Genomic DNA, 23,182 nt, shown 5'->3' on the forward strand with positions numbered 1-23,182 from the left:
CAGTGGTGCGCAGTCGGATCGGAGGAGGCGATTCGCCTGGGATGCTCGTCGCGCAGCGTTTCTCAGCTGCTCACGTCCAGAGCGGAGACGAAGGTGCGTCTAACCCACGTCCGGTGTCGGCGGGCCGAATACGTCGCGGCGGCCCGGTGGGAGACCGGCCGAGCGTTTCAGCTCGTCCAGCATCGCCTGCAGCTTGTCGACGTGCGCGCGTTCGATGTCGAAGGCGCGGTAGGTGCCGGTGACGGTGATGCCGGCCGAGTCGGTGGCGGTGGGCGGAACCGGGTCGGCGGCCGGGCGTTCGAGGGGATCGGGGCTGCTCGCCGACCCGTCGCGTCCGGTCGGTAGGCCGAGAGTCGGTGGATCGAAGTCCGCGGACGGACGATCGTGGTCGGTGAGCGTCGCGTGGTTGTTGCGCGGCTCCTGGTCGGGTACGGCGGCGGTGTTCGCCGGTCGATCGGCGTTCGGGAACGCGGTGCTGTGGCCGACGCCGTTGACGTGAGACGGACCGGGGGTGCGCGCCGAATCCACCGGCACCTGGTTCGGCTGTGTGGTGAGTTCTGTCGGTGGAGTCAGGCGTGGGGGCGGCCCGGAGACGGTCGGTGGCTCGGATGATTCACCGGTGGTCATGCGGTCGCGCGGGGTGAAATCGTCGAAGAGGGACTCGGCACGGCGCGCGGAGTCGGTGGTGAAGCCGTTGCGGGCGTGTCCGTTTCGGTCCGGGGCCGGCGAGGGGGGCGCCGGTTCCTCCGTGAAAGACCAGTGGATGCCGTTGGCAGTGTTGCCCGCGGGCTGTGCATCCACCGAGGTGTCCGGGCGGACTTCAGCTGCCGGCGGGATGTGGGACTCGAATCCATTGACCGGCTTGCCATTCGGCGGCGTCGCGGATCGCTCGCCGGTGAATCCCGACGACAGGTGGTCCTCGGCAGCAGAGACGGGGTCGGTCGGCGCGGGCCGCGCGACACCGTTCCCGTTGGTGGACAGCTTCTCCGGCGACGCAACGCTCGGTCTGCCGTCCGCTGTGGCCGAGCTCTCCGTCGGCTTCTTCACCGGGCGAGCCCGCTCGATCACGGCATCGGGGCTGATCTCCGCCGTCTGCGGATCTCCGGGCGCCTGCTGCGCCGACCGGTCGTCGACCGGCGAGCTCGGAACGTGCTTCATCGCACCGGAACCGAGCCCGAACCCGTTGGGGCCGCTCTCCCGCACGAGGGCGCTCACCTCCGCGCTCCCGGGCAGTGGTCCGTTGGTTGCGGAGGACGGCGTGCTGTTGTCGACACCCGACGTGGACGGGCGATCCTCGGAGAGCACCGTCGCGGTGGGCTTCGAAGCTGTCGGCGCACTCGCTTCTGCCGCGTGGTCGACGACCGGTGCCGTCAGCACCATGCCGATCACGGCGGGCGCCGGTGTGCCGTTTCGGGTGGACGCGATGTCGCCGGCCAGACCCTTCGCGGTGCCGTTGATTCCGTTCGTCGAGGTCCCATTGCCCGCCGAGACCCGCTCGCCGGTACTGCTGAGCCGCACGGGCGCGGGTCGGCGACCAGACGGTTCGCCGGCGGCCGCGTTGCCACCGACCGCGGCGATCGAGTCGGTATCGAACGACGCCGGTTGACCCAGGGGCGCCGCCTCGGCCTGGGCTGTGCGCGGGATCGGCGTCGCGGCCAGCGCGGTGGGGTCGCCGAGGTGGTCGGTGGCCGGCCGGACAGGGGAGTTGCGGCGTTCGAGCGGGGGCCGGGAGCTGTCGGTATCGCGGTCCCGATGAGGTGGTAATGACTCGGGGGCCGCTCGGTGGTCGTCGAGTCCGTCGGCCGCGCGTTCGGCGGCCTCCGCGGCTTCGCGAATTTCGCGGCGGCTGGGCGTGCTCCGTGCCGGACGGCCGGAATCGGGCTCACCGTCGTTGTCGAGGGCGTCGAGCCGGGAACTCAGGCGTGAAATGTCCTGTGACGCACGAAATGCCCAGGATTCCAGCCGCCTGATCCGGGTGTGGTCGGGCAGATCCTCGTCGACCGGGAAGGTGGGTACATCGAGCTGGACCCGCGCGGCGACGATATCGAGCTTGTCGCTGACTTCGCGCAGCGCCGTGGCGATACTCGCCAGCATCGACCCGATGGACTCGTCGTGCTCAGCGTGGTTCATGCACACCCTACTTCCCGTGGTCGCCCGAGCGTGCCCGCCTCGGCCGCAGCGATCATATCCACCGGAGCAACAGCACGTGTTGTCGTGACCGCTTCCGCGACGCGCCGAACTGATTCTCAATCAGGATGAAACGGACACGCAACAGGCCGGGTCTGTGTATCGAAATGATCAAGAATTAGGCGTCTTCGTGCGACGTTGGCACAATGAAATGGCTTGATATACAAGCAGAGTCGCGTTTGTGACCTCAATCACCAGGCGATGACGCACCCGAACGCGGGTCAAGGGGGCTGGCGCCTTTTCGATGGCTGCGGGAACCTGATGTCCAGGACGTGCGCGTGAGCCTACGACAGGTCCCTTGGTGAGGGAGTGATGGTGTGAGGACGAAGCGGCTGAGCGAGACCCAGGTGGCGTGTGGACGTCGAGCGCTGCTCGACGAACTGGGGATTTCCGAGGGCAGCCGCCGCGCCGTCACCGAACGCACCGGCTATGGCTGTGGTTGCCCCGAATGTGCGGCGACCCAATGGAATACGCAGCGTCTCGAGCACTGGATCTGCGGCAGGCTCACGGCGGCGGGCGCCGACGAGGCCGAGGTCGACGCACAGATCGGCGATATCCCCGTCGATATCTACTGGCGCCGCGGCGACCGGCGCTGCGTGGTCGAGGTGCGCAGCGGCCCGCTCGACATCACCGCGGCCCGCGCACACCGGAAACGCCTGCAGGCGGCCGGAATCGACGATGTGCTGTGGGTGTGCCCGCAGGGTTTCTGGGTGCCGCTGGTCCCCGCGGTCGGCATCGCCGATTTCGCGCCCGCGGCCGCCGATTACCGCATCGATCAGGGCATGCTCGCCGCGGGCAAGACCGGTTTCGCCGCCCCGGCCGGCGGCGGTACCGAGTTGCGTGATTTTCTCGAAGACTGGGTGTCCGGCGCAATGCACTGGGGGCACGCGGATCTCACGACAGGAGGGTGGTCCGACGTGGGCACCTGGGAACGGCACACCGCGGCACAGGCCGCGATGATCGAGCACCAGCGCACCGAGTTGCGCGATCAGCGGGTGGAGCTGGCGGTCTCGCGCCAGGCCGTGCGCGACAAGCAGCGACTGGTCGGCCGTCTGCACAACCGGATCGATCGGGCCGGGGTGAACGCCGACGCCGAAGCCATCACCATGGCAGGACTGCGCAGCGAACTCCTCGCCCAGCAGCGCGTCGCGGCGAGCCTGCGCGCGAGCATCGGCCGGATGGATCGCACCCTGGATCAGTGGCAGTGGCTCACCTGCTGCGCGATGCTGCTGGTCCTCACCGTGATGGTCGGCGCGATGGTGATGCGCTGAGCCGCATCGGCAACCGGTCCCACTGCCAGTCGTTGCGGAGCACGAGGCCGGCAAGGTCGAGGAGGTCGATGCCGGTGTCTGCGCTGACCGTGGCCAGCGCCTGTCGATCGTAGGGGCCCTGTTCCAGGTCGGAGGCCAGGCGTTGCTCGATCGAGGCGTCGACCGGGCGAGCTTCGAGCTGGGGTGTACCGATCGCGCTCCCGGTCCAGACGAGCCAGCCCCAGCCGTGCTCGCGTGCGTAGGCGCGGCCGAGTTCGCTCTGGATCCGGTTGTGGTGGAAGGCTGTGCGGCCCAGCGGAACCACGTCGATGAGCATCGCGCGGCCGTCGGTGAGCTGTGCGGCCACGGCCGGATAGTGCACTTGGTCTTCGTCGGCGAAACGATAGGTCAGTGCGGTCGGTTCTTCCTGGAACGCCGCCACCGCCGGGTCTGCATCGAGGGTTCGCAGTAGCCGGGCCGCCATGGCCGAGTCGTAGGCGACGTCGCGGCCTGCTTTCGCCAAGTAGAACCGGCCGCGGCCGTCGTCGTCACCGTCGGCCACGCGCGCCGACTCCGTGGGCAGCGGGGCGGGCGATCCGGTCGCCCACTCCACGTCGGCCAGCAGCGCCCGCAGATCGTCGGCACCGTCCGCCGGCACCTGTAGCTTGGCCAAGATGCTGGCAGTCTTCTTCTGCCAGCCCAGGATTCGTTGCATCACATAGCCGGCCACCCGCTTGGCGTCGCCCGGTTCGTGTCCGGCCAGCCGGAGCTTGAGGTAGGACCATTCCATGGCCACCAGGTCGGTATCGGTCGCGTAGGTCTCGGCCAGCAGCATGCGCACCAGACGCAGATCACCCGTCTCGACCGGATAGCGGTGCGCGAACACCTGCGCCGACCGGTGCCCGGCGCGGGCGGCGTCGCGCACGATCCGGCCGACCGCTTTGGCGTACAGCTGGCGGACCCTGTCGCGGGCCAGGTCGTAGCGGGCGCCGATCCGGGTGAGGGTCTCCGGGCGCTGCCCTCCGATCCCGAGGCGCAACGCGACGATCCGCGCGTCGCGGGCGGCGCGTTCGGCATGGTCGGTGAGCAGTTCGCCGACCAGATCGTCGAGCTCCTCGAGCTCGAACGAGACGTCGGCAGCGATATCGTGACCCGGTGGCCTGACGATCTCGGCACTCACAGCGGCGACCTCCCTCGCTCGATCGAGTCAGCGTAGCCGCAGGCCCCGACAACTAGAGCGAGGTCAGGTACTCGCTGTAGAACAGGCACAGCCCCGTTGCCGAAGCGATCCCGGCCAGCACCCAGAACCGGATGATCACCGCGGTCTCGGGCCAGTTGTTGAGTTCGAAGTGATGATGGAACGGCGCCATCCGGAACAGCCGGGTATGCGTCGTGCGGAACACCACGATCTGCAACACCACCGACATGATCTCGGCGACGAACAGCGCCCCGATCACCACGGCCAGCAGTTCGGTGCGGCTGGTGATCGACAGCCCGGCCAGCAGCCCGCCGAGGCCGAGCGACCCGGTGTCGCCCATGAAGATCTTGGCCGGCGCCGCGTTCCACCACAGGAAACCGATGCACGCCGCCGCCCCCGCGGCACTGACCATCGCCAGGTCGAGCGGATCGCGCACCGTGTAGCAGGCGCGTCCGGGACTGATCTCGCACGAGTTGTCGTACTGCCACAGCGTGATCACCACGTACGCGCCGAGCGTGAGGCTCATCGACCCGGCCGCGAGTCCGTCGAGACCGTCGGTGATGTTCACCGCGTTCGACCACGCGACCACCAGCAACACGATGAATGCCACGAAGAACAGCGACGCGAAGGTGATGGTGTTGATGTCGCGGACATAGGACAGGTTGCGACCGGCGGGCGTGAGCCCTGTGGCGCCGGGGAACCGCAGCACGAGCACAGCGAACACCACCGCGGCGCCGATCTGCCCGATGTATTTGCCCGCCGCGGTCAACCCGAGGTTGCGGTGCTTGCGCAGCTTGATGGAGTCGTCGAGGAAACCCACCACACCCAGCGCCGACGCCAGTAGTAGTACCAGCACGCCCGACGCGCTCGGCCCCGGTGCGTCCCACAGCAACCCGATCAGATGCGACCCGAGATACCCGGCCCACACCCCGGCCCCGATCGCCAGCCCACCCATCGTCGGCGTTCCGCGTTTGGCCTGATGACTGGCAGGTCCGTCGATCCGGATCTCCTGCCCGAACCCTCGCCGCGCGAAGACCCGGATCAGCCCCGGCGTGAGCGTGATGGTGACGACAAGAGCGATCCCCGCCGATAACAGGATCTGCCTCACTCGATTGCCCCTCCATGCCGCCGGTCCCCGCACCGGACCCGCCCGGCGATGCCGTGTGCCGATACTAGGGGAGCTCACCGGGAATCCGTGCCGAGAGTGATCTGGGTTACAGGCTCGGCTCGCAGGACCGGTAACGCAAACAAGTCAGGCCCCCTCGAAAGGGGGCCTGACTCGGTACGGTGGTGCGCGATACTGGGATTGAACCAGTGACCTCTTCCGTGTCAGGGAAGCGCTCTCCCGCTGAGCTAATCGCGCGAGGTGGAGACGGGAATCGAACCCGTGTGCACGGCTTTGCAGGCCGTTGCCTCACCACTCGGCCACTCCACCGTACAAAGGAGGATGGGGCTAGTGCCTTACCTACCTCTCGAGCGGATGACGAGATTCGAACTCGCGACCCTCACCTTGGCAAGGTGATGCGCTACCACTGCGCCACATCCGCATTTACTTCACACTTAGGGGAGCGGCTCGGCCTGGCGGCTTTGCTGCTCTCTGCGGTGCGAGGAGAACATTAGCCGACGTTCGACGCAGACTACAAATCGCCTGGTAAACCGCCCTAAATATGAATTACACGCGTGTCGCCCACATCGAGCCGCGCCGCCCAGCGACCCCTGACGTCCACATTCTGAAACATAGATATGCGCATCTAGCCATGATATCGCTCGAGCGTCGAGTGTGTGGACCATCGATCGCCCGCCCGCGCGTACACGCGCGCGAGCGCGAGCATCGACCCGGCGAGGTTCCCCTCGCCGAAACCCCGCTTCACAAGGCGATTTGGTGTCATCCCGGCCCCCCGTGCTAATGTTCCATCTCGTTCGAGCGGCTCAAAACCCGCCCGACAAGTGTTCGGTCCCATAGCTCAGCGGGAGAGCGTCCGCCTCACACGCGGAAGGTCGCTGGTTCGAAACCAGCTGGGACCACAGATAAAGGCTGGCCGACATGGATTTCATGTCGGCCAGCCTCTTTTGTGCAATATGCGTGCAGAAACGTAGGTTCCCTGTCTGCGGCACGGGAGGCGTGGCAGACGGATCCAGGTCGCCATGGGTTGATCGCTAGACCACCCGGCTGAGCGCGCGCAGGTCCGCGTCCAGCTTCCGGAACAACCAGTACACGGCGACGAAGGCGAGCCCGCCGGCCGCGCACAGCCCCAGTACCGAATCGCGCACGAGCCACAGCTCCTCGGGTTCGAGAAAGCTGAATCCGGCCAGCACCCCGACCACCGGTACCGACGCCGTCACCGCGAGGTAGACCGTGGTCCTGCGGCGCAGCCAGCGCAAGTCGGCGGAGTCGCGCTCCGTCGTGCGCCCGTGGCGCAGGTAGCGGGGATAGACGCAGCGGACGAGATAGAACGTGGAAAGGAAGAAGGTGTAGGCGACCGAGATGGTGCCCGCCACCAGAACAGTCATCGCCGCATGTACCTGCAGCCGCACCGGAAGATCGGTGAACCAGCGCAGCAGCAGCACGGCCGTCCCGGTGGCGAGAAGCGCGGACAGCAGGGTGTTGAGCGCACACAGGTCGCCCCACAGCAGTGTCCGCGACCGCACCCGCGCGAGCCTTGCCTCGTCGTAGCGTCCGCCCTTGCGCAAGCCGCGAAGAACCTCGAGCTGATCACGTGAAATGCAGACGTAGATGACAACGGCCAGCAGAAAGCCGCAGAGGATGCACACCATCACGCCCCTGTTGATCTGCGCGTTCGCGGCATCGGGCAGGCGCTCTCTGATCAGTTCCTGGGCGTGCACAGCCAGGTACAGCGTAGCCAGGCCGACACCGACCATCGATGACAGCCAGAGGGTGAGGGTGGGCCATCGCGACAGTCGCGTTCGCCAACTGTCCGGCGGCGGATCGACGAGGTCGCGGGCCCTCTTCTCGAGGCACAGGTCGAACTGCTGGGCCACTTCCGAACCGGACGAATAACGGTCCTCGCGGTCGGGCGACAGGCATTTCAGGAGCACACGGCGCAGCGCCATGGGGCAATCCGGCGGAAGCTCCGACAAGAATGCCGCCTCTACCGGTCGGCGCCGCAATTCGAGCATGCGGGCCAGCGACGTCTCCGACTCGCCCGCGGACGTCTCGTCGGGGAAGGGCCGCCGCCCCGTGAGCAATTCCCACAGCATGACAGCCAGCGCGAAGATGTCGCTGCGAGTATCGAGATCGAAAGCGGTCGCGGGCAGGTCGGGATGGCAGGCTTCGAGCTGTTCGGGCGACATGTACGCCAGGGATCCGCCGAAGTAGGCCAGGGGGCTGGTGCCCTTGACGCGTTGGCTGAAGCTGACGTTGAAGTCGGCCAACTTCGGCACTCCCTCGGCGCTCAGCAGCACATTCGCGGGTTTGATATCTCGATGCAACACTCCTCGCTCGGACGCGTGCTGCAGCGCGTCCGCGAGTCGGCGACCCAGCCAGGCGACGGTCTCCGGCCAGGTCAGTGCCGCGGTCCTGGTCCGGATCGCCGATTCGGTAGGCCGGACCTCACCCTTCGCGGCGAGTACCTCGTCGACGGCGTCGAGCAGCAGTTGCCCACCGTGGCGTTGCGACGGCGTCGAGCGCCGCAACCGCAGCACGTCGAGCAGCGTCCCGCCCGGTAGGTACTGCATGTAGAGCAGCTTCAGCTGGCCATCGGCGATGAGCCGCTGGTCGAAGATGCGCACGATGTATTCGTGGTCGAGCTGGGCGAGAGTCTGCGGTTCGATGCCGTGGTTGTGGGAGATCTTGACCGCGACGAGTCGCTGCATCGATTGTTGCCGAGCGAGATAGACCTGGGCGAAGGCGCCGGCGCCGATCCTCATCAGGAGGTCGAAGTCGTCGACGTGGTCGCCGACATCGACGGCGTCGAGCAGAACCTGCGCGCCGGGACGCGCGATGATCGTGCTGTGGTAGTCGCTCACGAGGTCGGGGCTGGTCGCCCCCGCGGTCACCGCATCCGCGGTGGGAGCCCCATCGGTTGCCTCCGATCCGCGGCGCACGGCATGGAATTCCTCATAGACGAGCTCGGCGGGCAGCGGACCATCCCGCAGCTCGGCGAATTCCTCGCGGTATTCGATCAGTCGTTTGGGAAAGTGATACCGAAGCCAGCGGTATTCGAGGTCGATCTTGATCAGTTCGACCAGGACGGTGTGCCGCGCTGCGGGTTCCCCGGGGAGAAACGCCGAGAGGTCGGGTGGAGAACCGGCCGCCCAAGCCTGCGAGAGTTCCGCCACGGCACTGGCGAGCGCGGTGCGGGTTCGTTCGGCTGCATCGACCAGGTCGATCGGCTCGGACATCGGCAGCTCGAGATCAGCCTCGGGCGATCACAGAGCGGCTATACGCGATGCGGCCCAGTTGCCCCACGTCAGCTCCTTCCATCAAGACTCCCTTGCTCAAGGGTATCGCTCCGATTCGAGCAAATGGTGCGCCTCGGGTCCACTGCGCCGCCGGTGTAGCCGGACTGTTCTGTGCCACGCCGGTGGAAGTCCGTCCCCGGGGTGGCCGGCCGGTGCGAACTGTGTCCGCTCTGGTGAACCGGGCGCCAGTGAGCGGTCGTCGGCGCCCGAGACCCTGGAATCGATGCTTGCGGGATTATTGCGATAGTGAGAAAGAGTGGTGGAACGGGTCGCCTTTCGTGCTGGCTCTATTGGTCATAGTCCCAGTTTGCCGGAGGTATTGTCGCGCCATGCCGGTGGACCGAAGGTCGGTTTGCTGAAGGTGTGCTGTGTGTATCCTTTGCGCGTCTTGGTCGACAGAGGCGAGCGGGTGGCCGTTCGCCTCATGAGGGTCGGAGGTTTGTGCACACATGGTTTGGCATCGCTCGGTTCCGCGTCCGGCGGCACTCACGCCCGGCGCCGCGACGTCGCATTTCCGTCCCGAGCTGCTCGATGCATCGAGCCCGGAAGGGCTGTGTGATCTCGAAGCGCTGACAGCGTCGGGTTCGGTCAGTGCGGTGCACGACACGATCGAAGATCAGCTCGACGAACTGATCCGCTGCGAGGACCCTGCGGTCGCGCAGTCGACCGGCTCACTGGTGGCGTCCCGTCGTCGGATCTGTGACGGGACTCCGTTGTGGCAGTGGGGGACGTGGGTGTTCTATCCGTGGAACGGCAGTTTGGTACATGTGCTGCCGCGCAAGGTTTTCCAGCGGGTGCGGACAGATCGGAATCGCAACAAGATCGACCGAGTGCAGCAGCGAGTCCTGCGCGAGCGCCGGATCGGTGTGATCGGGCTGTCGGTGGGCAACAGCGCGGCTGCGACGCTGGCGATGGAAGGGGTCGGCGGATCGTTCCGATTGGCCGACTTCGACACCGTCGGGCTGTCGAATCTGAACCGGCTGCGGGCCGGGGTGGGCGATCTCGGGGTCTCCAAGGCCGTGCTGGCGGCGCGTCAGATGTTCGAGATCGACCCCTATCTCGATATCGAGGTGTTCACGGACGGGTTGACCGAGGAATCGATCGGGCCGTTCTTCGACGGAGTGGAGGGCACCCGTCCGCTGGATCTGCTGGTGGAGGAATGCGACACGGTATGGGCGAAAGTCGCTGCCCGTGAGTACGCGCGGCGCCGAGAGATCCCGGTACTGATGGACGCCAACGATCGCGGCTTGCTGGATGTGGAGCGTTTCGATCGCGAACCCCATCGCCCGCTGTTCCACGGTCGCATCGGTAAGTCGACCTCGTCCGATGTCGCAGGGATGAACCGGGGCGAGCTGCTGGCTCTTCTGCTGGCAGTGGTCGACGAGCCGCGGCTGAGTCCGGCGATGCGCGACGCTGTCGGTGAGATCGGCCGAAGCCTGTGCAGCTGGCCGCAGCTCGCCTCCGGGGTGATGCTCGGCGGCGCCTTGGTGGCGGACACGGCTCGCCGGATCCTGCTCGGCGAGCTGATCCCGTCGGGGCGAACCTATATCGACCTCGACGAGCTGATCCCCGCGGTAGGCCCACAGATCGCTCCGGCATTCGTGCGGGTGATGGAGGAAGTCCGTTGACGATCGATCTGCGCAATGTGGAACTGGTCGGTCCGCGGCTGCGGTTGCGTGATCTCCGTGCCGGTGATCTGGGCGTTTATCAGCGGATCTTCACCGACCCGCACCTGACCCGATATATGGGCACCGACAGCATGGGTGTGCGGGCGGCCGCGACGTCGTTCGACGCCGCCCTGCGTTCCCGAGGCGAGACTCCGCGGCGCAAGTACACATTGGCGATCACGGCGCCGGGTGAGGACACCATGGTCGGCACCATCGGCCTGCTGGTGGAGGATTTCGGCAGCAACGCGATGATCGGCGGTCTGGTCGTGGTTCCGGAGGGGGCGCTGCGCGCGGGCGGTATCGAGGCGGGGCGGCTGTTGGCGGCATTCGCCTTCGGGCCGCTCGGGATTCACCGAGTATGGGCCGGGCACCGCCACGATCATCCGGTGATGGACACGGTGATGTCGGGAGTGGGCTTGACGCCGGAGGCGCGGCTGCGCCAGCTGTACCGAACCCAGGGTCGGTGGCGCGACGTGTGCATCTATGCGGCTATACGGCCGGAATGGGCTGCGACGGCGACACCTGCCGAACGTCGAATCCTGGCGTTACGGCCTACCACGGCAAGGGAACACGCCACTGTGGGCCGGTGAAGTCGGTGCGGCAACCCTGCCGAATCGGGCTCCGGGCGCGCCACGGCGCGATAGCATCGCCGACTACAGGCCCCCGAATCGCCACCACCCGAATACGCGCAGCGGCCGGCGATGGGAGGGACACCACCGCCGACGAGAATCCGAAGTAGAGATCACAAATGGCAGTGCTGATCGACTCCGACTACTTCACGCCGGCGGACCGGCGGGAGGCGGTCACCGCAATCCTGCAGGAAGCCGATATCGGGGCCACCCTGCAGATGTGGGATTCGCCGGCCGAAGTGGTCAGCCGTCACCAGGCCTGGATGCTGGGTCCGATCGCGCTCACTCGCTCGGAGGTATCCGGTCATCAGGTCTGCCGAACCAGTCGGCATGAGCGAACCACGCCCAGCGACACCCTGACGGTGACCGTGCAGAACGGACAGGTTCGCAGGCACGAACAGTTCGGTGCGCAAACGCTGATCGAGCCCGGCGCCTGCGAAGTGATCGACCTGGCCACGACGTTCGCCTCCGGCTGGCACGGTCTCGGCGGAACGCTGTGCCTGCAGCTGTCCAGGGAGCGCCTCGGCATTTCCGCGGAAACGGTCGTCGCGGCGCACGGGCGACTGGCGGCGTCGCCGCTGTACCCGATGGTCACGGCGCAGATCCAGCATCTGGTCGGGATCGCCGACCAGCTCGAAGCGGACCCGGCCGCTGCTTCCGTGGGTGAGTCCTGTCTGGAAATGGTTCGGGCGCTACTGATCTCGGCGGCCGGCCGGGGGCCGGGTGACGGCGCCGCCATCCCGGAGCAGCTGCTGATCGAGCAGATCCTCGGGTATGTGCGGACCCACCTGTCCGATTCGGACTTGAAGATCCCCGATATCGCCGCCGGCAACAACATCTCTGTGCGCCACCTGTACAAAGTCTGCGCACAGTCGGGTATCAGCCTCGAGCAGTGGATCATCGAACAACGCCTGGTCCGGGGCCGCGACATGCTGATCGACAGAGGCTATGCGCACCGGTCCATCGCGTCTGTGGCCGGCGCCGTGGGTTTCCGCGACGCCGCCCACTTCGCCCGGCGATTCCGCGAGGCATTCGGGATGACGCCCCGTGACTGGCGCCGCAGCGCCACCGATGTGGGCAACCCACCGAAGTAGCCGGAGTTCCGCGCCCGGATGCACGCACGTTTGTGCGTGCACAGTCAGTTGCCGTGCAGTCACAGCCTCCTTCGCAGGCCGATTCGCCGATACCTTTCGAATGTGGCTGCGCGAGACCGCATCAGGAGTACGAGGGTTCGCCGACGGGCACCCGCGCCGATGCGGTCCGCGCTGAGGGCATCGAGAGAAAGGGGAGACCATGTCCACGATCGGCAAAGCGATTCGGGCGGCAAGGATGGCCTCCGGGTTCACCCAGGCGGAGTTGGCCGACTGGATCGGAATCGCGGACGGAAACCAGATCAGCCGGTGGGAGCGCGATGTGGTGACACCCAGTGCCGACAATGTCGGCGAGTTGTCGAGAGTTCTGGGGGTGCGTCTCGACAACTCGGTCGGCGATGCCGTGACGTGCTGATCTGAATGCTGGTGTGTCGGCTCGATGCAGGTCGAGCCGACACACCAGCGAGGCTACGAAACGACCTGGGAGCTCAGGTAGTTCAGGAGGATCAGGACGTCGTCGCCGTAGTCGACGTGAGCCTCGGAGGCGTAGAAGTTGGCCATGTCCACGCCTTGGCGGGCCAGCTGGACGAGTTCGTCGATGGTGGCGGGGTCGGCGATGCTGAGCAGGGTTCGGGTGGTCGCGCGGAGGTCTGCTCGGAGCCCGGCGGCGACAGGGCCGAGCACGGAACCTGTGAGGTCGGCGCCGGTGGCGGCCAAGGTCGCCAGGTCGGTGGCGGCGGCGAGGGGGTCGTTGCGATCGAGGGATTCGACCGCACGCCACAGGATTTCCTGAATTCGGCCCACCCTGTCGGCGATGCTCAGAAAATCGATGGGCACGAGGGCGTCGGCGATGACGCTGACGGCTGCGGTCCAACCAGCGGGGTCGACGGCGGCGGCCGCGCGGATGACCTGGGCGACCAGGACTCGGTCCACACCCGCGGCGGCCTCGACCAACGGGGACAGGGCAACGTTCAGGGCATTCGCGGTCCGGTGCGCACCGCGAATGTCACCCGCCGCGATGAATTCCGAGAGGTGGGTGAGGTTGTCGAGAATGGTAGGCAGGTTCGCCGCGGTGGCGGTCCAGCCGGCGCCCATGGTGACAGCCTGAGCGATCAGGCTGCTGGGATCGACCGTGGCGGGGATGACATTCGCGATCGGTTCGGGATCACCGCTCAGGACCCGGCCCAATACAGCGAGGAACGGGGAGGTGGTGGCATCGAGGGAGCAGTACAGGTCGCCGTCGGTGCACAGGGTGCGAACCCGGTCTGTCAACGCACCGAAATCCCGGCTTCGCGTTCCGGCTATGCCGAGGCCGGGCTGCGGATTGCCCAGGGAGAGTGTGGTCTTCGGATCGCGGTGTGGATCGGCCAGTAGTCCGACACCGACCACTCGATCGGCATCGATGGGGCCGTCGCCATTGCCGATCTCGGTGGCGAGATCGCCGATGCCGTCCGCGCCCTGGCTGTAGCCGGCGAGGATGACCCGCGTCGAGCGACACAGGCCGCGCATCATCTGGTGCAAGCGGGATTCCAGCGTGCCCAGGGACTCCGCGTAGCTCAGACCCAGGTCGAAAGCGCTGGCGGCATAGGGCACATAGCGCACGGTGATGTCCCGGCCGAACTGCCGTTGCAGGCCATCGCCGACGGGCTGGAGCATCCCGACGGGCACCCCGGGATCGGCGCCCGGCGTGGTCTCCCAGGTCCCCGGCGCGAAGATTGCCGTGTACGGGGTGCAGGGCTGCGTGCTGGGTGTCTCCGCCCGCGCGACGCCGACCGCCGCGGTCCCGACCGCGACGACGGCGGCAACCAGCATCGCCGCGGCGGATCTCGACAACCTGTCCATCGTCCAATTCCTCTGTTGCCGAAGGGAATTCGTGACGTACGACAGGTGCTGAGTTGCGCCGAACCGTCCGTCGGGGCCAATTCTCGCCACTCGCCGTCGGTTTCGCCGAGGTTTTCAGACACAGTTTCATTTCAGATTAGCTGCCGGGGCCGCGCGGTGTCGTGGTCGAGCCTTGGCCTGCGGCTTTCGCGTTGTGCGGTTTTCGGCATCATGCCCGGTCGTGGCGAGCGGGCTGCCAGGCGGTGACGGCCCAGATGACCACCACGCTGATCGCGATGATCACGATGGACCACGCGGGATAGTAGGGCAGGGACAAGAAGTTCGCGATGATCACCAGTGCCGCGATGCCCACCGCCGCGTATCGCGCCCACGCGGTGCCCGACATCAGACCGATCGAGCAGACGATGGCGATCACGCCGAGGACGACATGAACCCAGCCCCAGGTGGTCGCGTCGAATTCGTAGACGTAGCTGAAGCCGGCGACATAGAACTCGTCCTCGGCGATCGCGGAGATGCCCTCGAGGATGGAGGCCGCCGCGGCGATGAACAGCATGATCGCCGCCAGCACGGAGATCCCCTCGGCAGCGGCTTGCCGCGCGAAAGGCTCTTCTTCGGGAACGGGACGATTTGCGGAAGGATTGCGCTCGGTCATGGCAAGCCCCTTGCTGCGGCGATATTCCGCCATCGCAGATCTCCGAGACTCCGACAGGTCGCAATGACAGGCAATCGCGTACTTCGGTAGGGACGGCGGATTGCGCGGCACGCCGGTGCGCAGCGCCGACTGAAGGGTGGTGCTCGCGATCGGAGTTCGATCGCCCACGATCCGTCTAGCTCGACACGCAGCGAGTTTACCGGAGGCACGCCTCTTGATGCGGCGATGTTTCAGGTTCGCAATCCGCGCTCGCGGCCTTCCGCGAACCTCGGCTGAACGACGTGGTGGCCACTCGTAGTCCCGGTGGGCCGCCGGATCGGTGGCGCATGCCGGCCCGAAGCGCGACGACACCCCGGCTCGACCGAGACCGCCTGCCGAACGGCTCGATTGCCGGATGATTGCCGTTGCTGGTGGGGCGGGGACAAGTCGCGTGCGCGCCGGTCGGAATGAACTCCCGAGTCCGGAAGCAAGCGAATCATGTGCGGCCGTTCCCGAGCATTGGAGGAGTTCACGGTATGACCTGGCCCAATTCGATTGTCCGGGTGGTGATTCCGTGGGCAACAATGTCGTCTTCGGCGCACCCGGGACTCGTCCGTGGACCGCCGCGGTGGTGAAGGCGGAAGGGTCGTTGTCGACCCCTCTGCTCGCGAATTCAACCGGGGTCGTGTCGCCGCATTCAGCGCGCATTCTCCCTCGGATACCGGATCGGGTGCCTCCCCGCGAGCACGGGGAGACACCCGAAAACAGCTCTGCACGGCGGTCGCCACCGCCCGCAGAGCAGATGCAGACACTTGGAGAACTCTGCGATGACCACAGTAGATGTACTCGTCATTCTCGCGCGCCCCTATGGCGTCCGCCGATGACCGGGCCCACGATCACCCACGAAGTAGTTGTCGTCGGGGCGGGCTTCGGTGGGCTCACCATGGCCGCGCAGCTGAGACAGGCCGGGGTGCGCGACTTCCTGATCCTCGAAGAAGGACCGGAGGTCGGCGGGGTGTGGCGGGAGAACACCTATCCGGGCTGTTCCTGCGATGTGCCCGCGCACCTGTACTGCTTCGCCTTCGACCCCTATCGAGACGTGCGCGTGCGTTATCCGGATCAGCAGGCGATCTTGACCTACATGCGGGAGGTCACCGACCGCAACGGTCTGCGTGCGCATCTGCGCTGCGATACCGCCGTGACGGCCGCCGACTACAGCGACACCGACCGCACCTGGACACTGACCACGACCACCGGGGAGCGGATCCGCACCGACGCGGTCGTGTGGGCGCTCGGCCAACTGCATCGACCCGCGATTCCTCGGTTGCGGGGAGCGCGGACCTTCGGCGGCCGTGCGTTCCACTCCGCGCGGTGGGATCACACCGCGGACCTGAGCGGGCAGATCGCCGTCGTCGGTACCGGTTCCTCGGCGGCGCAGATGATTCCCGAGCTGGCCCGCGTCGCGGCCGGCGTCACCGTGTATCAGCGTTCCCCGTCCTGGGTGCTGCCCAAGCCCGCCGCGTCGTTCGGTCCGCTGTCGCGGTGGGCGCTGACGCGTGTGCCCGGTCTGCATGACCTGTATCGGGCCGGGATCTACCACGCGGCTGATCTGGTTCTCGCGCCGATCATGCGCGCGGGGTGGTCGGCGGGACCGGCCGAACTCGTTGCGCGCGCCCACCTTCGGTGGCAGGTGCGCGATCGTGAACTGCGCGCGAAGCTCACACCGAACTACCGGATCGGGGAGAAACGGATCCTGCTCGACAGCGGATACTATCCGGCGCTGACCCGGCCACACGTCGAACTTGTCACCGACCGCATCGACCGGCTCGGCCCCGACGGGATCCGCACTGTCGACGGCACCGAGCGCCGCGCCGACGTCATCGTGTGGGCCACCGGGTTCCGTGCGCCGGAGTTCCTCGCCGGGGTGCGGATCCGTGGCCGTGGGGGAGTGGATCTGCACGACCGGTGGCGGCGCCGAGGTCGACCGGCCGCCTTCTACGGACTCGCGGTGCCCGGCTTTCCGAATCTCTACATGATCGCGGGGCCGCACTCGTTCACTCCGTCGAACAGCAACCCCGCGGTCAAGCAACACCAGGCCCGGTACATCACGCGCTGTCTGGCCCTCAGCGCGGACTGGGGTGCGCCGGTGGAGGTGACCGAGCGGGCGATGGCGCGCTACCTCGACCGTCTGGATCATGCTCTCGCCCGGACCATCTGGTGCGACGGTGCGGCGACGGCATGGTGGAAACGCGCGGACGGCACGGTCACCAATGCCTGGCCTGGAACCGTCAGCGAGTTCGAACACGAGATCGTCGGCAGCGATCCAGCCGAGTCGTTCGCGAAGGTGGCCGCGATCACCGGAGCACGCGACGCCGATCGAGAGGTCGCGGAGCAGATCACCTGACCGCGCTGCGGCGGGCCTCGGCACTACCGGCCGAGGCCCGCCGAGGAGCGGCGCCGCACAGGGGGCGCTGCACCTCGTCGCCAGGTCACGGCGACGGGCGAGCGCCGACGCGTTCGGCTCAGGCCACCGGCGGGTGTTTGCGGGCGCCCATCGACTCGGCCGCGAACAGCAGCACCACCGCCGCGATGACCGCGAGGACGAAGCCCCAGAAGTTGAGCTCGGTGATGGAGCCGACGCCGATGAGGCTGGCGATCACGCCCGCGATCAGCGCCGCCACCATGCCGAGCACCAGGGTCATGCCCATGCTCATGTTCTCCTTACCCGGCTTGAGCACCCTGGCGAGCACGCCGACCACGGCGCCGATGATCAAGAATCCACAGATCTGAACAATCGCGTTCCACATCGCTCGAACCTCCACGTTGTGCCGATGGCCGGGGAGTGCCGGTCAAGTTCGATCATTTCTCCCCTTCGCCCGGAGAACCAGGGTCGTGTCCTCGGCGTTGTCGAAGCGTGTCCGCGCCGACGCCGGATCACCCCATCACCGTCGATGCTGCTCAGAACTGAGGATCCACCCGGCACTCGCTCGCGGACCGGCCCGCCGGGGCAGTGCCGTCGCCCTGATCGAAACGCCACTGTGTGATCGGACCCGCCTGCCGCCAGCGCAGGCCGCGCCCGTCCGGCACGGCTTCGTAGACGGCTTCCCGACCGCTGACGAGCTGCTCACCCACGCAATAGTCGTTGTATCCGGTGCCCGGCTGGACCGCCCCCGCGCTGAAGCGGCCGGTGGGCTCGGCGGCGGCGCCCGGATTGGCGACCGTGCTCGTCCGATGCGTCGATGCTCCGCGATCCCAGCGTGCGTCCCCGGCCTGCGATCGGCCGCAGGCGAAGGTCCAGCCACCGGCGACGACGGTGGCTCCCTGTGTGTACGGGGTGCCCGCCCACGAACAGCTGACAGCGGTGTCCGCGGACGCGGTTGCCGTCGAGAGCTCGAGCAAGCCCGCTACCGTGACAGCCGATGCCAGCGCCGCGACACCGAGACGCCGTCGAACGGTTCCTGAAATATCCTGATTGCCAACGGTTTCCATTCTTCGATGCTCCCGTCGGGACGGGTCGGGCACATCAGGTCCCGACCCGGAGCTTCAGCTCAGGGATTTCCCTCGGTCCAGGGTCGGCGCAGGCTCAGCAGCACGGTCCGAGGCGCGCGCTCGGGCGCGGGGTCGTGTCGCTGTTCGGCACTGCGGCCAGGAACGCGTCGAGGTCGACCCGGCGCCCACCCACCCACGTGCCGTTGACCCGGACGGTCTCGCCCAACGTGGCCGGGTCGACCTCGTAGGGGTCACCGGACAACTCGACGAAGTCGGCCAGCTTGCCGACCGTGATGGACCCGATCAGGTGATCGCGGCGCAGGGTGCGGGCGGCGTTGATCGTCTGCGCGCGGATCGCGTCATCGAGCGGAATCGCCTGATCGGCGCCGTGTACGGTGCCGGCGCGGGTGCGTCGGGAGGCGACGGTCTGGATGTTGACCAGCGGCGACGGTGGCGAGACCGGCCCGTCGTTGTGCAGGGACACGCACGCCCCCGAGGCCAGCGCGTCGGCGGTGGGCTGCCACCGGCTGCCGTGTTCGTGGTCGAAGATCGCGCCGTCGAGCAGATCGCCCCAGAAGTAGTACTGGAACGGTGACAGCGACACGTGCACGCCCAGCCGGGCCGCTCGGTCCATCTGCGCGCGGCTCGCTCCGCCCAGGTGCTCGATCCGCCACCGGTGATCGGTGCCGGTCAGGCCGTGGCGCTGCAACGCCGCCTCGTAAGCGTCCAGGGCCAGCTCGACGGCCAGATCGCCGTTGGAATGGAACGACATCTGCCAGCCCGCGGGCGCGGCCTTGTCCAGAATCTCGTCCAGCTGCGATCGGGTGTAGTTGAGCGAACCGGTGCCGCCCGCGGTCGCCGGGTCGATACCGGCGCGCCGAGTCGCCTCGGTATCGAGGTAGGGAAACGACGTCGCCGCACTGCCCACCCAGACCGCACCGTCGGTCCAGAGTTTGACGCCGGCCTTGCGCAGCATCTCGTCGCCGGCGGCGAAGGTCTCGGGCTCGGTGTAGGTGTCGGTGGTCGACATCTCCCACAGGTTGACCCGCAGCGGGCACGATGTGGTGGCGGCCAGTGTTTCGTAGTCGTGTGCGGTCTGCGGGTCGTAGGCCATGTCCGAGGTCGTGGTGTACCCGGCGCGCGACATCGCCGCGAAGAACCCGGCGCCGCTGAGCAGCGGGCTGGGCATCTCGGCGATCAACGGCGTCATGACCGCGGTGAGCACCGGCACTTCGAATCCCTGACCGTCGAGCGAGCCGTCCGGATTGCGACCGTAGTGACCGCCGTCGGGGTCCGGTGGCGGGTTGTCGGACCAGCCGTAGCGCTCGATGAGAGCGGTGTCGAAGTAGATGCCGTGCGCGGAGTTGTCCAGGACCACGGCCACCCGATCACCGAAGATCGCGTCCAGGTCCGATGCTGTCGGTGCCGCGTGTTCCTGGAGCAGTGCGTCGAACCCGTTGAACACCAACGCCGTCGACGGGTCGGTCGCGGCGATGGCCGCTGTGAACACGGCCACCACATCGTCCCAGGTCGGGGCTACCCACGGGGTGATCTGCGCGATGGGTGGTTGGGTGAGGACCCCGCCCAGGAACGGATGCCCGTGCGGTTCGACGAACCCCGGCAGCAACGCTCGCGCGCCGGTATCGATGACCTCGGCGTCCGGGGCCACCGCCGACACGCACTCGGCCAGCGACCCGACCGCGACGATGCGTGAACCCGAGACTGCGACGGCGTCAGCGCGGGGGCGGTCCTCGTCCATGGTGATCACGGTGCCTGCGGTGAGAATGAAATCCGACACAGCCAACTCCCTCGCTTGTGGTGTTCGAGGCGGAGAAGAATTCGGCCGACCGTGGACACCGATTCGGCGGCAACAAAGGTCGGAAATGCTGCTGACCAGCCCAGGCTATTCCCTGAGGGCTACCGGCGGAGAGGGCGACACGCGTGTCCGATCGCAGATCGAGCGGGCCCGTTTGACGTCGGCGCCGTGTCGAGCCGAGCGGTCGCGGATGCCGGTTCCGGACACGTTTATTCGGCGGTTCGCCCAGGCTCCGGCAGCTCGGCGTAGAACTCGCGCAGTGCGGCCGTGACGCTCACGAGCACGCGGTGGGCGGCCGTCAGGTCGCTGTCGGGCAGGGCGGACAGCGCCTCGCGGGTGCGGGAACCGAGTGGTCCGAAGAATCCGGCGGCGACCGACATGCCGTGGTCGGTATAGGTCAGGTTGACCCGCCGTCGGTCCGCCGGATCGGGCACGCGGTCGAGGTGCCCGGATTCGATCATGCGCTCGACCAGGTAGGTGACGGCGGGCGCGGAGACGCCCATCAGCTTGCTCAACTGGCCCGCGCTCACCGGTGAGCCCTCGGAGTCGGCCGTGGCGACGTGCATCAGGGCGCGAAAATCGTTCGGGCGCAGGTCGTTCGATCGCGCGAAGACATGACCGATCTGTTCGGAGATCGCGGTCAGCGCACGCAGATCCCGGGCGATGCCGGTCTCGAGCGCTGTCCGGTCGGCGGCCGGGTTCGTGTCGGCGGTGTCGTCATCCACGCGCGGCCTCCTCTCTGTCCGACAGGCAGCTTAGCCGTCGGAGCCACCGGCATTGCCAATTAGTTAAGTTTCTGAAATAGTTTCGGCGTGATGCGAGTGAGTGACGGAAACGGTTGGGACCGGTTCGCCGGGCTCGTCACCGGTCGGCGATCGTGGGCGGTACTGCTCGCTGTCGTCGCGGCCGCCATGGCGGTGATGGCGCTGGCAGGGAGCAACGACAGCGCGGGCCAGGCCCCGGTGTCGTTGCCGCGATCGGCGGAATCCGCCCTGGCCGCCGAGGCCGCGGCACGGTTTCCCGATGCCGGAACCGCCGCCGCGATCATGGTGGCGACCCGCGACGACGGCGGTTCGCTGACACCGGCCGATCTCACGGCAGTGCACGCGGCGCTCACCCGCGCGGGTGGTTCGCCCACCGACGATCCCCGGGTGATGCTCGCTCCCGACGGGCGGGCCGCGCTCGCCCAGATTCCGGTGTCCGCACAGCTCAACGGCTTCGCGCTCACCGATCGGGTCGACGAATTACGCGCAGCCGTCAGCACCGATCTACCCGATGCGCTGCGCGTGCAGATCACCGGCGGACCGGCCTTCGGCGCCGATATCGCCGACTCCTTCTCCGGTGCGAACTCGCTGCTGCTCATCGTCACCGCGATCGTGGTGATGGCCCTGCTCATCGTCACCTATCGCTCGCCGGTGTTGTGGCTGGTGCCGTTGACGGTGGTCGGGCTCGCCGACCGCGTCGCCACCAGTGTCGGCACGCTCCTGGCCGAGCTCACCGGACTCGCCTTCGACGGTTCGACGTCGGGCATCACCAGCGTGCTGGTCTTCGGGGCGGGAACGAACTACGCGCTGCTGTTGGTATCGCGGTATCGCGACGAACTGCATCGCCACACCGATCATCGAGTGGCGTTGCGCGCCGCGGTGCGCCATGCCGCGCCCGCCATCGTGGCCAGCAACGTCACCGTTGTGCTGGCTCTGCTGACGCTGTTGCTGGCGATGCTCCCCAACACCCGCAGCCTCGGCGCGTTCGCCGCCGCCGGACTCGTGGTGGCGCTGATCTTCGTGCTCGCCGCGTTGCCGCCGGCGCTGGCACTGTGCGGTCGGCGGGTCTTCTGGCCGTTCGTGCCGAAGGCGGACGGTCGCGACGCGGCCGAGCAGGGCGTCTGGGCGGTCGTCGCGAAGCGGGTGGTGCGCCGCCCTGCCGTCGTGGCCGGCGCGGCTTCGGCGGTGCTGATCGTCTTCGCGACCGGGCTCGCGACCACCGATATCGGGCTCTCGCAGACCGAGCAGTTCCGCGTCGAGGCCGAGTCCGTCGACGGGCTCGACACGATGGCCGACCACTTCCCGTCCGGCTCGTCGGATCCCGCCGTGGTGATCGCGCGCAGCGAAACCACCACCCGGATCCAGTCGGCCCTCGACGGCGTACAGGGCATTTCGCGCGCCACCGCTACCGGTACCTCCGCCGACGGTGCGACACGGTGGTCGGTCGTTCTGGAGGCGCCGCCCGGCTCGGCGGAGGCGTTCACCACCATCGAGGCGATCAGGACGGCGGTCGGCACCGTCCCCGGCGCCGAGGCCCTCGTCGGCGGTACGGACGCCGAAGCGCTCGACATCCGTGACGCCGCCCGCCGTGACCAGGCGCTGGTCATTCCACTCATCCTCGCCGTTGTGCTGCTGGTGTTGCTGGCACTGCTGCGCGCGGTGCCCGCCGCCGTGCTGCTCGTCGGCGTCACGGTGCTCAGCGCGCTCGCGGCGCTCGGTGCGGGCAGCTGGATCAGCGGCACGATCTTCGGCTTCCCCGCCCTGGACACGAATGTGCCGCTGTTCGGCTTCCTGTTCCTGGTCGCGCTGGGGGTGGACTACACGATCTTCCTGGTCACCAGGGCCCGCGAGGAAGCGGGCGCGCACGGCACCACCCAGGGCATGGTGCGCGCGGTCGCCTCGACCGGAGCCGTGATCACCAGCGCCGGTGTGGTGCTGGCCGCGGTGTTCTGTGTGCTCGGTGTGCTGCCGTTGATCACCCTGACCCAGTTGGGCATCGTGGTCGGGATCGGCATCCTGCTGGATACGTTCGTGGTGCGCACGCTGGTTGTCCCCGCGCTGTTCGCGCTGCTGGGCGACAAGGTGTGGTGGCCGGGAGTGCTCGCGAAAGCCGAAGCGGCACAGCCTGCTTCGACCGAAGCAGTGGCCGTGGACTGAGCTCCGCGGTGAAATCGGCGGACTCCGCTGCGTCGTCGA

At 67.7% G+C, this 23,182-nt stretch carries 17 protein-coding genes and 4 tRNA genes; 8 read left to right on the forward strand and 13 right to left on the reverse strand.

The annotated features are described in order from the left end of the window. Nucleotides 1–99 precede the first annotated feature (99 nt). Nucleotides 100–2,130: a hypothetical protein gene (locus tag ACWFRF_RS06880; protein ID WP_379313696.1), complete on the reverse strand. Its 2,031-nt coding sequence runs from the start codon at nt 2,128–2,130 to the stop codon at nt 100–102. A gap of 374 nt (nt 2,131–2,504) precedes the next feature. On the opposite strand from ACWFRF_RS06880, the gene ACWFRF_RS06885 reads away from it, so the two are divergent. Continuing rightward, nucleotides 2,505–3,458: a hypothetical protein gene (locus ACWFRF_RS06885; RefSeq protein ID WP_378988723.1), complete on the forward strand. Its 954-nt coding sequence runs from the start codon at nt 2,505–2,507 to the stop codon at nt 3,456–3,458. Here ACWFRF_RS06885 and ACWFRF_RS06890 read toward each other — a convergent pair. From ACWFRF_RS06890 to ACWFRF_RS06910, 5 genes are all read right to left on the reverse strand, one after another. Beyond that, nucleotides 3,424–4,617: a sigma-70 family RNA polymerase sigma factor gene (locus ACWFRF_RS06890; RefSeq protein ID WP_379313698.1), complete on the reverse strand. Its 1,194-nt coding sequence runs from the start codon at nt 4,615–4,617 to the stop codon at nt 3,424–3,426. The genes ACWFRF_RS06885 and ACWFRF_RS06890 overlap by 35 nt on opposite strands. A 52-nt stretch (nt 4,618–4,669) precedes the next feature. Further along, nucleotides 4,670–5,743, reverse strand: coding sequence for a phospho-N-acetylmuramoyl-pentapeptide-transferase (gene mraY / locus ACWFRF_RS06895; RefSeq protein ID WP_378658313.1), 1,074 nt, complete (start codon nt 5,741–5,743; stop codon nt 4,670–4,672). Between the two features lie 180 nt (nt 5,744–5,923). After that, nucleotides 5,924–5,998 (reverse strand) — tRNA-Val (locus tag ACWFRF_RS06900). Nucleotide 5,999: 1 nt separating this feature from the next. Further along, a tRNA-Cys gene (locus ACWFRF_RS06905) sits at nt 6,000–6,070 on the reverse strand. Between the two features lie 40 nt (nt 6,071–6,110). Then, a tRNA-Gly gene (locus ACWFRF_RS06910) sits at nt 6,111–6,182 on the reverse strand. Between the two features lie 406 nt (nt 6,183–6,588). Between ACWFRF_RS06910 and ACWFRF_RS06915 the strand changes: the two genes are divergently transcribed. Further along, nucleotides 6,589–6,660, forward strand: a tRNA-Val gene (locus tag ACWFRF_RS06915). A gap of 132 nt (nt 6,661–6,792) precedes the next feature. Here ACWFRF_RS06915 and ACWFRF_RS06920 read toward each other — a convergent pair. Next, nucleotides 6,793–8,997, reverse strand: a complete 2,205-nt coding sequence (locus ACWFRF_RS06920; RefSeq protein WP_452449167.1) for a serine/threonine-protein kinase — start codon at nt 8,995–8,997, stop codon at nt 6,793–6,795. A gap of 509 nt (nt 8,998–9,506) precedes the next feature. On the opposite strand from ACWFRF_RS06920, the gene ACWFRF_RS06925 reads away from it, so the two are divergent. From ACWFRF_RS06925 to ACWFRF_RS06940, 4 genes are all read left to right on the forward strand, one after another. After that, a complete protein-coding gene (locus ACWFRF_RS06925; protein ID WP_452449168.1) occupies nt 9,507–10,685 on the forward strand; it encodes a ThiF family adenylyltransferase in 1,179 nt (392 codons plus the stop codon). Beyond that, complete coding sequence (locus tag ACWFRF_RS06930) at nt 10,682–11,314, forward strand: GNAT family N-acetyltransferase (RefSeq protein ID WP_378988837.1); 633 nt, start codon at nt 10,682–10,684, stop codon at nt 11,312–11,314. Before ACWFRF_RS06925 ends, ACWFRF_RS06930 begins: the two co-directional genes overlap by 4 nt. 158 nt (nt 11,315–11,472) lie before the next feature. After that, nucleotides 11,473–12,447, forward strand: a complete 975-nt coding sequence (locus ACWFRF_RS06935) for a helix-turn-helix domain-containing protein (protein WP_452449169.1) — start codon at nt 11,473–11,475, stop codon at nt 12,445–12,447. Between the two features lie 199 nt (nt 12,448–12,646). Beyond that, entirely contained in the window at nt 12,647–12,859 is a 213-nt protein-coding gene (locus ACWFRF_RS06940) for a helix-turn-helix domain-containing protein (protein WP_378988841.1), read from the forward strand. 53 nt (nt 12,860–12,912) lie between these two features. On the opposite strand, the gene ACWFRF_RS06945 is transcribed toward ACWFRF_RS06940, so the two are convergent. Then, nucleotides 12,913–14,286, reverse strand: a complete 1,374-nt coding sequence (locus tag ACWFRF_RS06945; protein WP_452449170.1) for a cutinase family protein — start codon at nt 14,284–14,286, stop codon at nt 12,913–12,915. A 208-nt stretch (nt 14,287–14,494) separates the two neighbouring features. Next, complete coding sequence (locus ACWFRF_RS06950) at nt 14,495–14,938, reverse strand: DUF7144 family membrane protein (protein WP_378626797.1); 444 nt, start codon at nt 14,936–14,938, stop codon at nt 14,495–14,497. An 859-nt stretch (nt 14,939–15,797) separates the two neighbouring features. Between ACWFRF_RS06950 and ACWFRF_RS06955 the strand changes: the two genes are divergently transcribed. After that, a complete protein-coding gene (locus tag ACWFRF_RS06955) occupies nt 15,798–17,321 on the forward strand; it encodes a flavin-containing monooxygenase (protein WP_452449171.1) in 1,524 nt (507 codons plus the stop codon). Nucleotides 17,322–17,439: 118 nt separating this feature from the next. On the opposite strand, the gene ACWFRF_RS06960 is transcribed toward ACWFRF_RS06955, so the two are convergent. The 4 genes from ACWFRF_RS06960 to ACWFRF_RS06975 all read right to left on the reverse strand — a co-directional run bounded on the left by ACWFRF_RS06960 (nt 17,440) and on the right by ACWFRF_RS06975 (nt 20,947). Then, on the reverse strand, nt 17,440–17,724 hold the full coding sequence (locus ACWFRF_RS06960; RefSeq protein WP_378988847.1) for a GlsB/YeaQ/YmgE family stress response membrane protein: 285 nt from the start codon (nt 17,722–17,724) through the stop codon (nt 17,440–17,442). A gap of 151 nt (nt 17,725–17,875) precedes the next feature. Beyond that, nucleotides 17,876–18,316 carry a hypothetical protein gene (locus tag ACWFRF_RS06965; protein WP_452449172.1) on the reverse strand — a complete coding sequence of 147 codons (441 nt, stop codon included), beginning with the start codon at nt 18,314–18,316 and terminating at the stop codon, nt 17,876–17,878. A gap of 184 nt (nt 18,317–18,500) precedes the next feature. Beyond that, nucleotides 18,501–20,204 carry an amidohydrolase gene (locus ACWFRF_RS06970; RefSeq protein WP_452449173.1) on the reverse strand — a complete coding sequence of 568 codons (1,704 nt, stop codon included), beginning with the start codon at nt 20,202–20,204 and terminating at the stop codon, nt 18,501–18,503. 227 nt (nt 20,205–20,431) lie between these two features. Then, a complete protein-coding gene (locus ACWFRF_RS06975; protein ID WP_452449174.1) occupies nt 20,432–20,947 on the reverse strand; it encodes a MarR family winged helix-turn-helix transcriptional regulator in 516 nt (171 codons plus the stop codon). Nucleotides 20,948–21,037: 90 nt separating this feature from the next. Here ACWFRF_RS06975 and ACWFRF_RS06980 point away from each other — a divergent pair, with 90 nt between their 5' ends. After that, nucleotides 21,038–23,143, forward strand: a complete 2,106-nt coding sequence (locus ACWFRF_RS06980) for an MMPL family transporter (protein ID WP_452449493.1) — start codon at nt 21,038–21,040, stop codon at nt 23,141–23,143. The last annotated feature ends 39 nt before the right edge of the window (nt 23,144–23,182 follow it).

The sequence above is a fragment of the Nocardia sp. NPDC055165 genome (assembly GCF_053606985.1).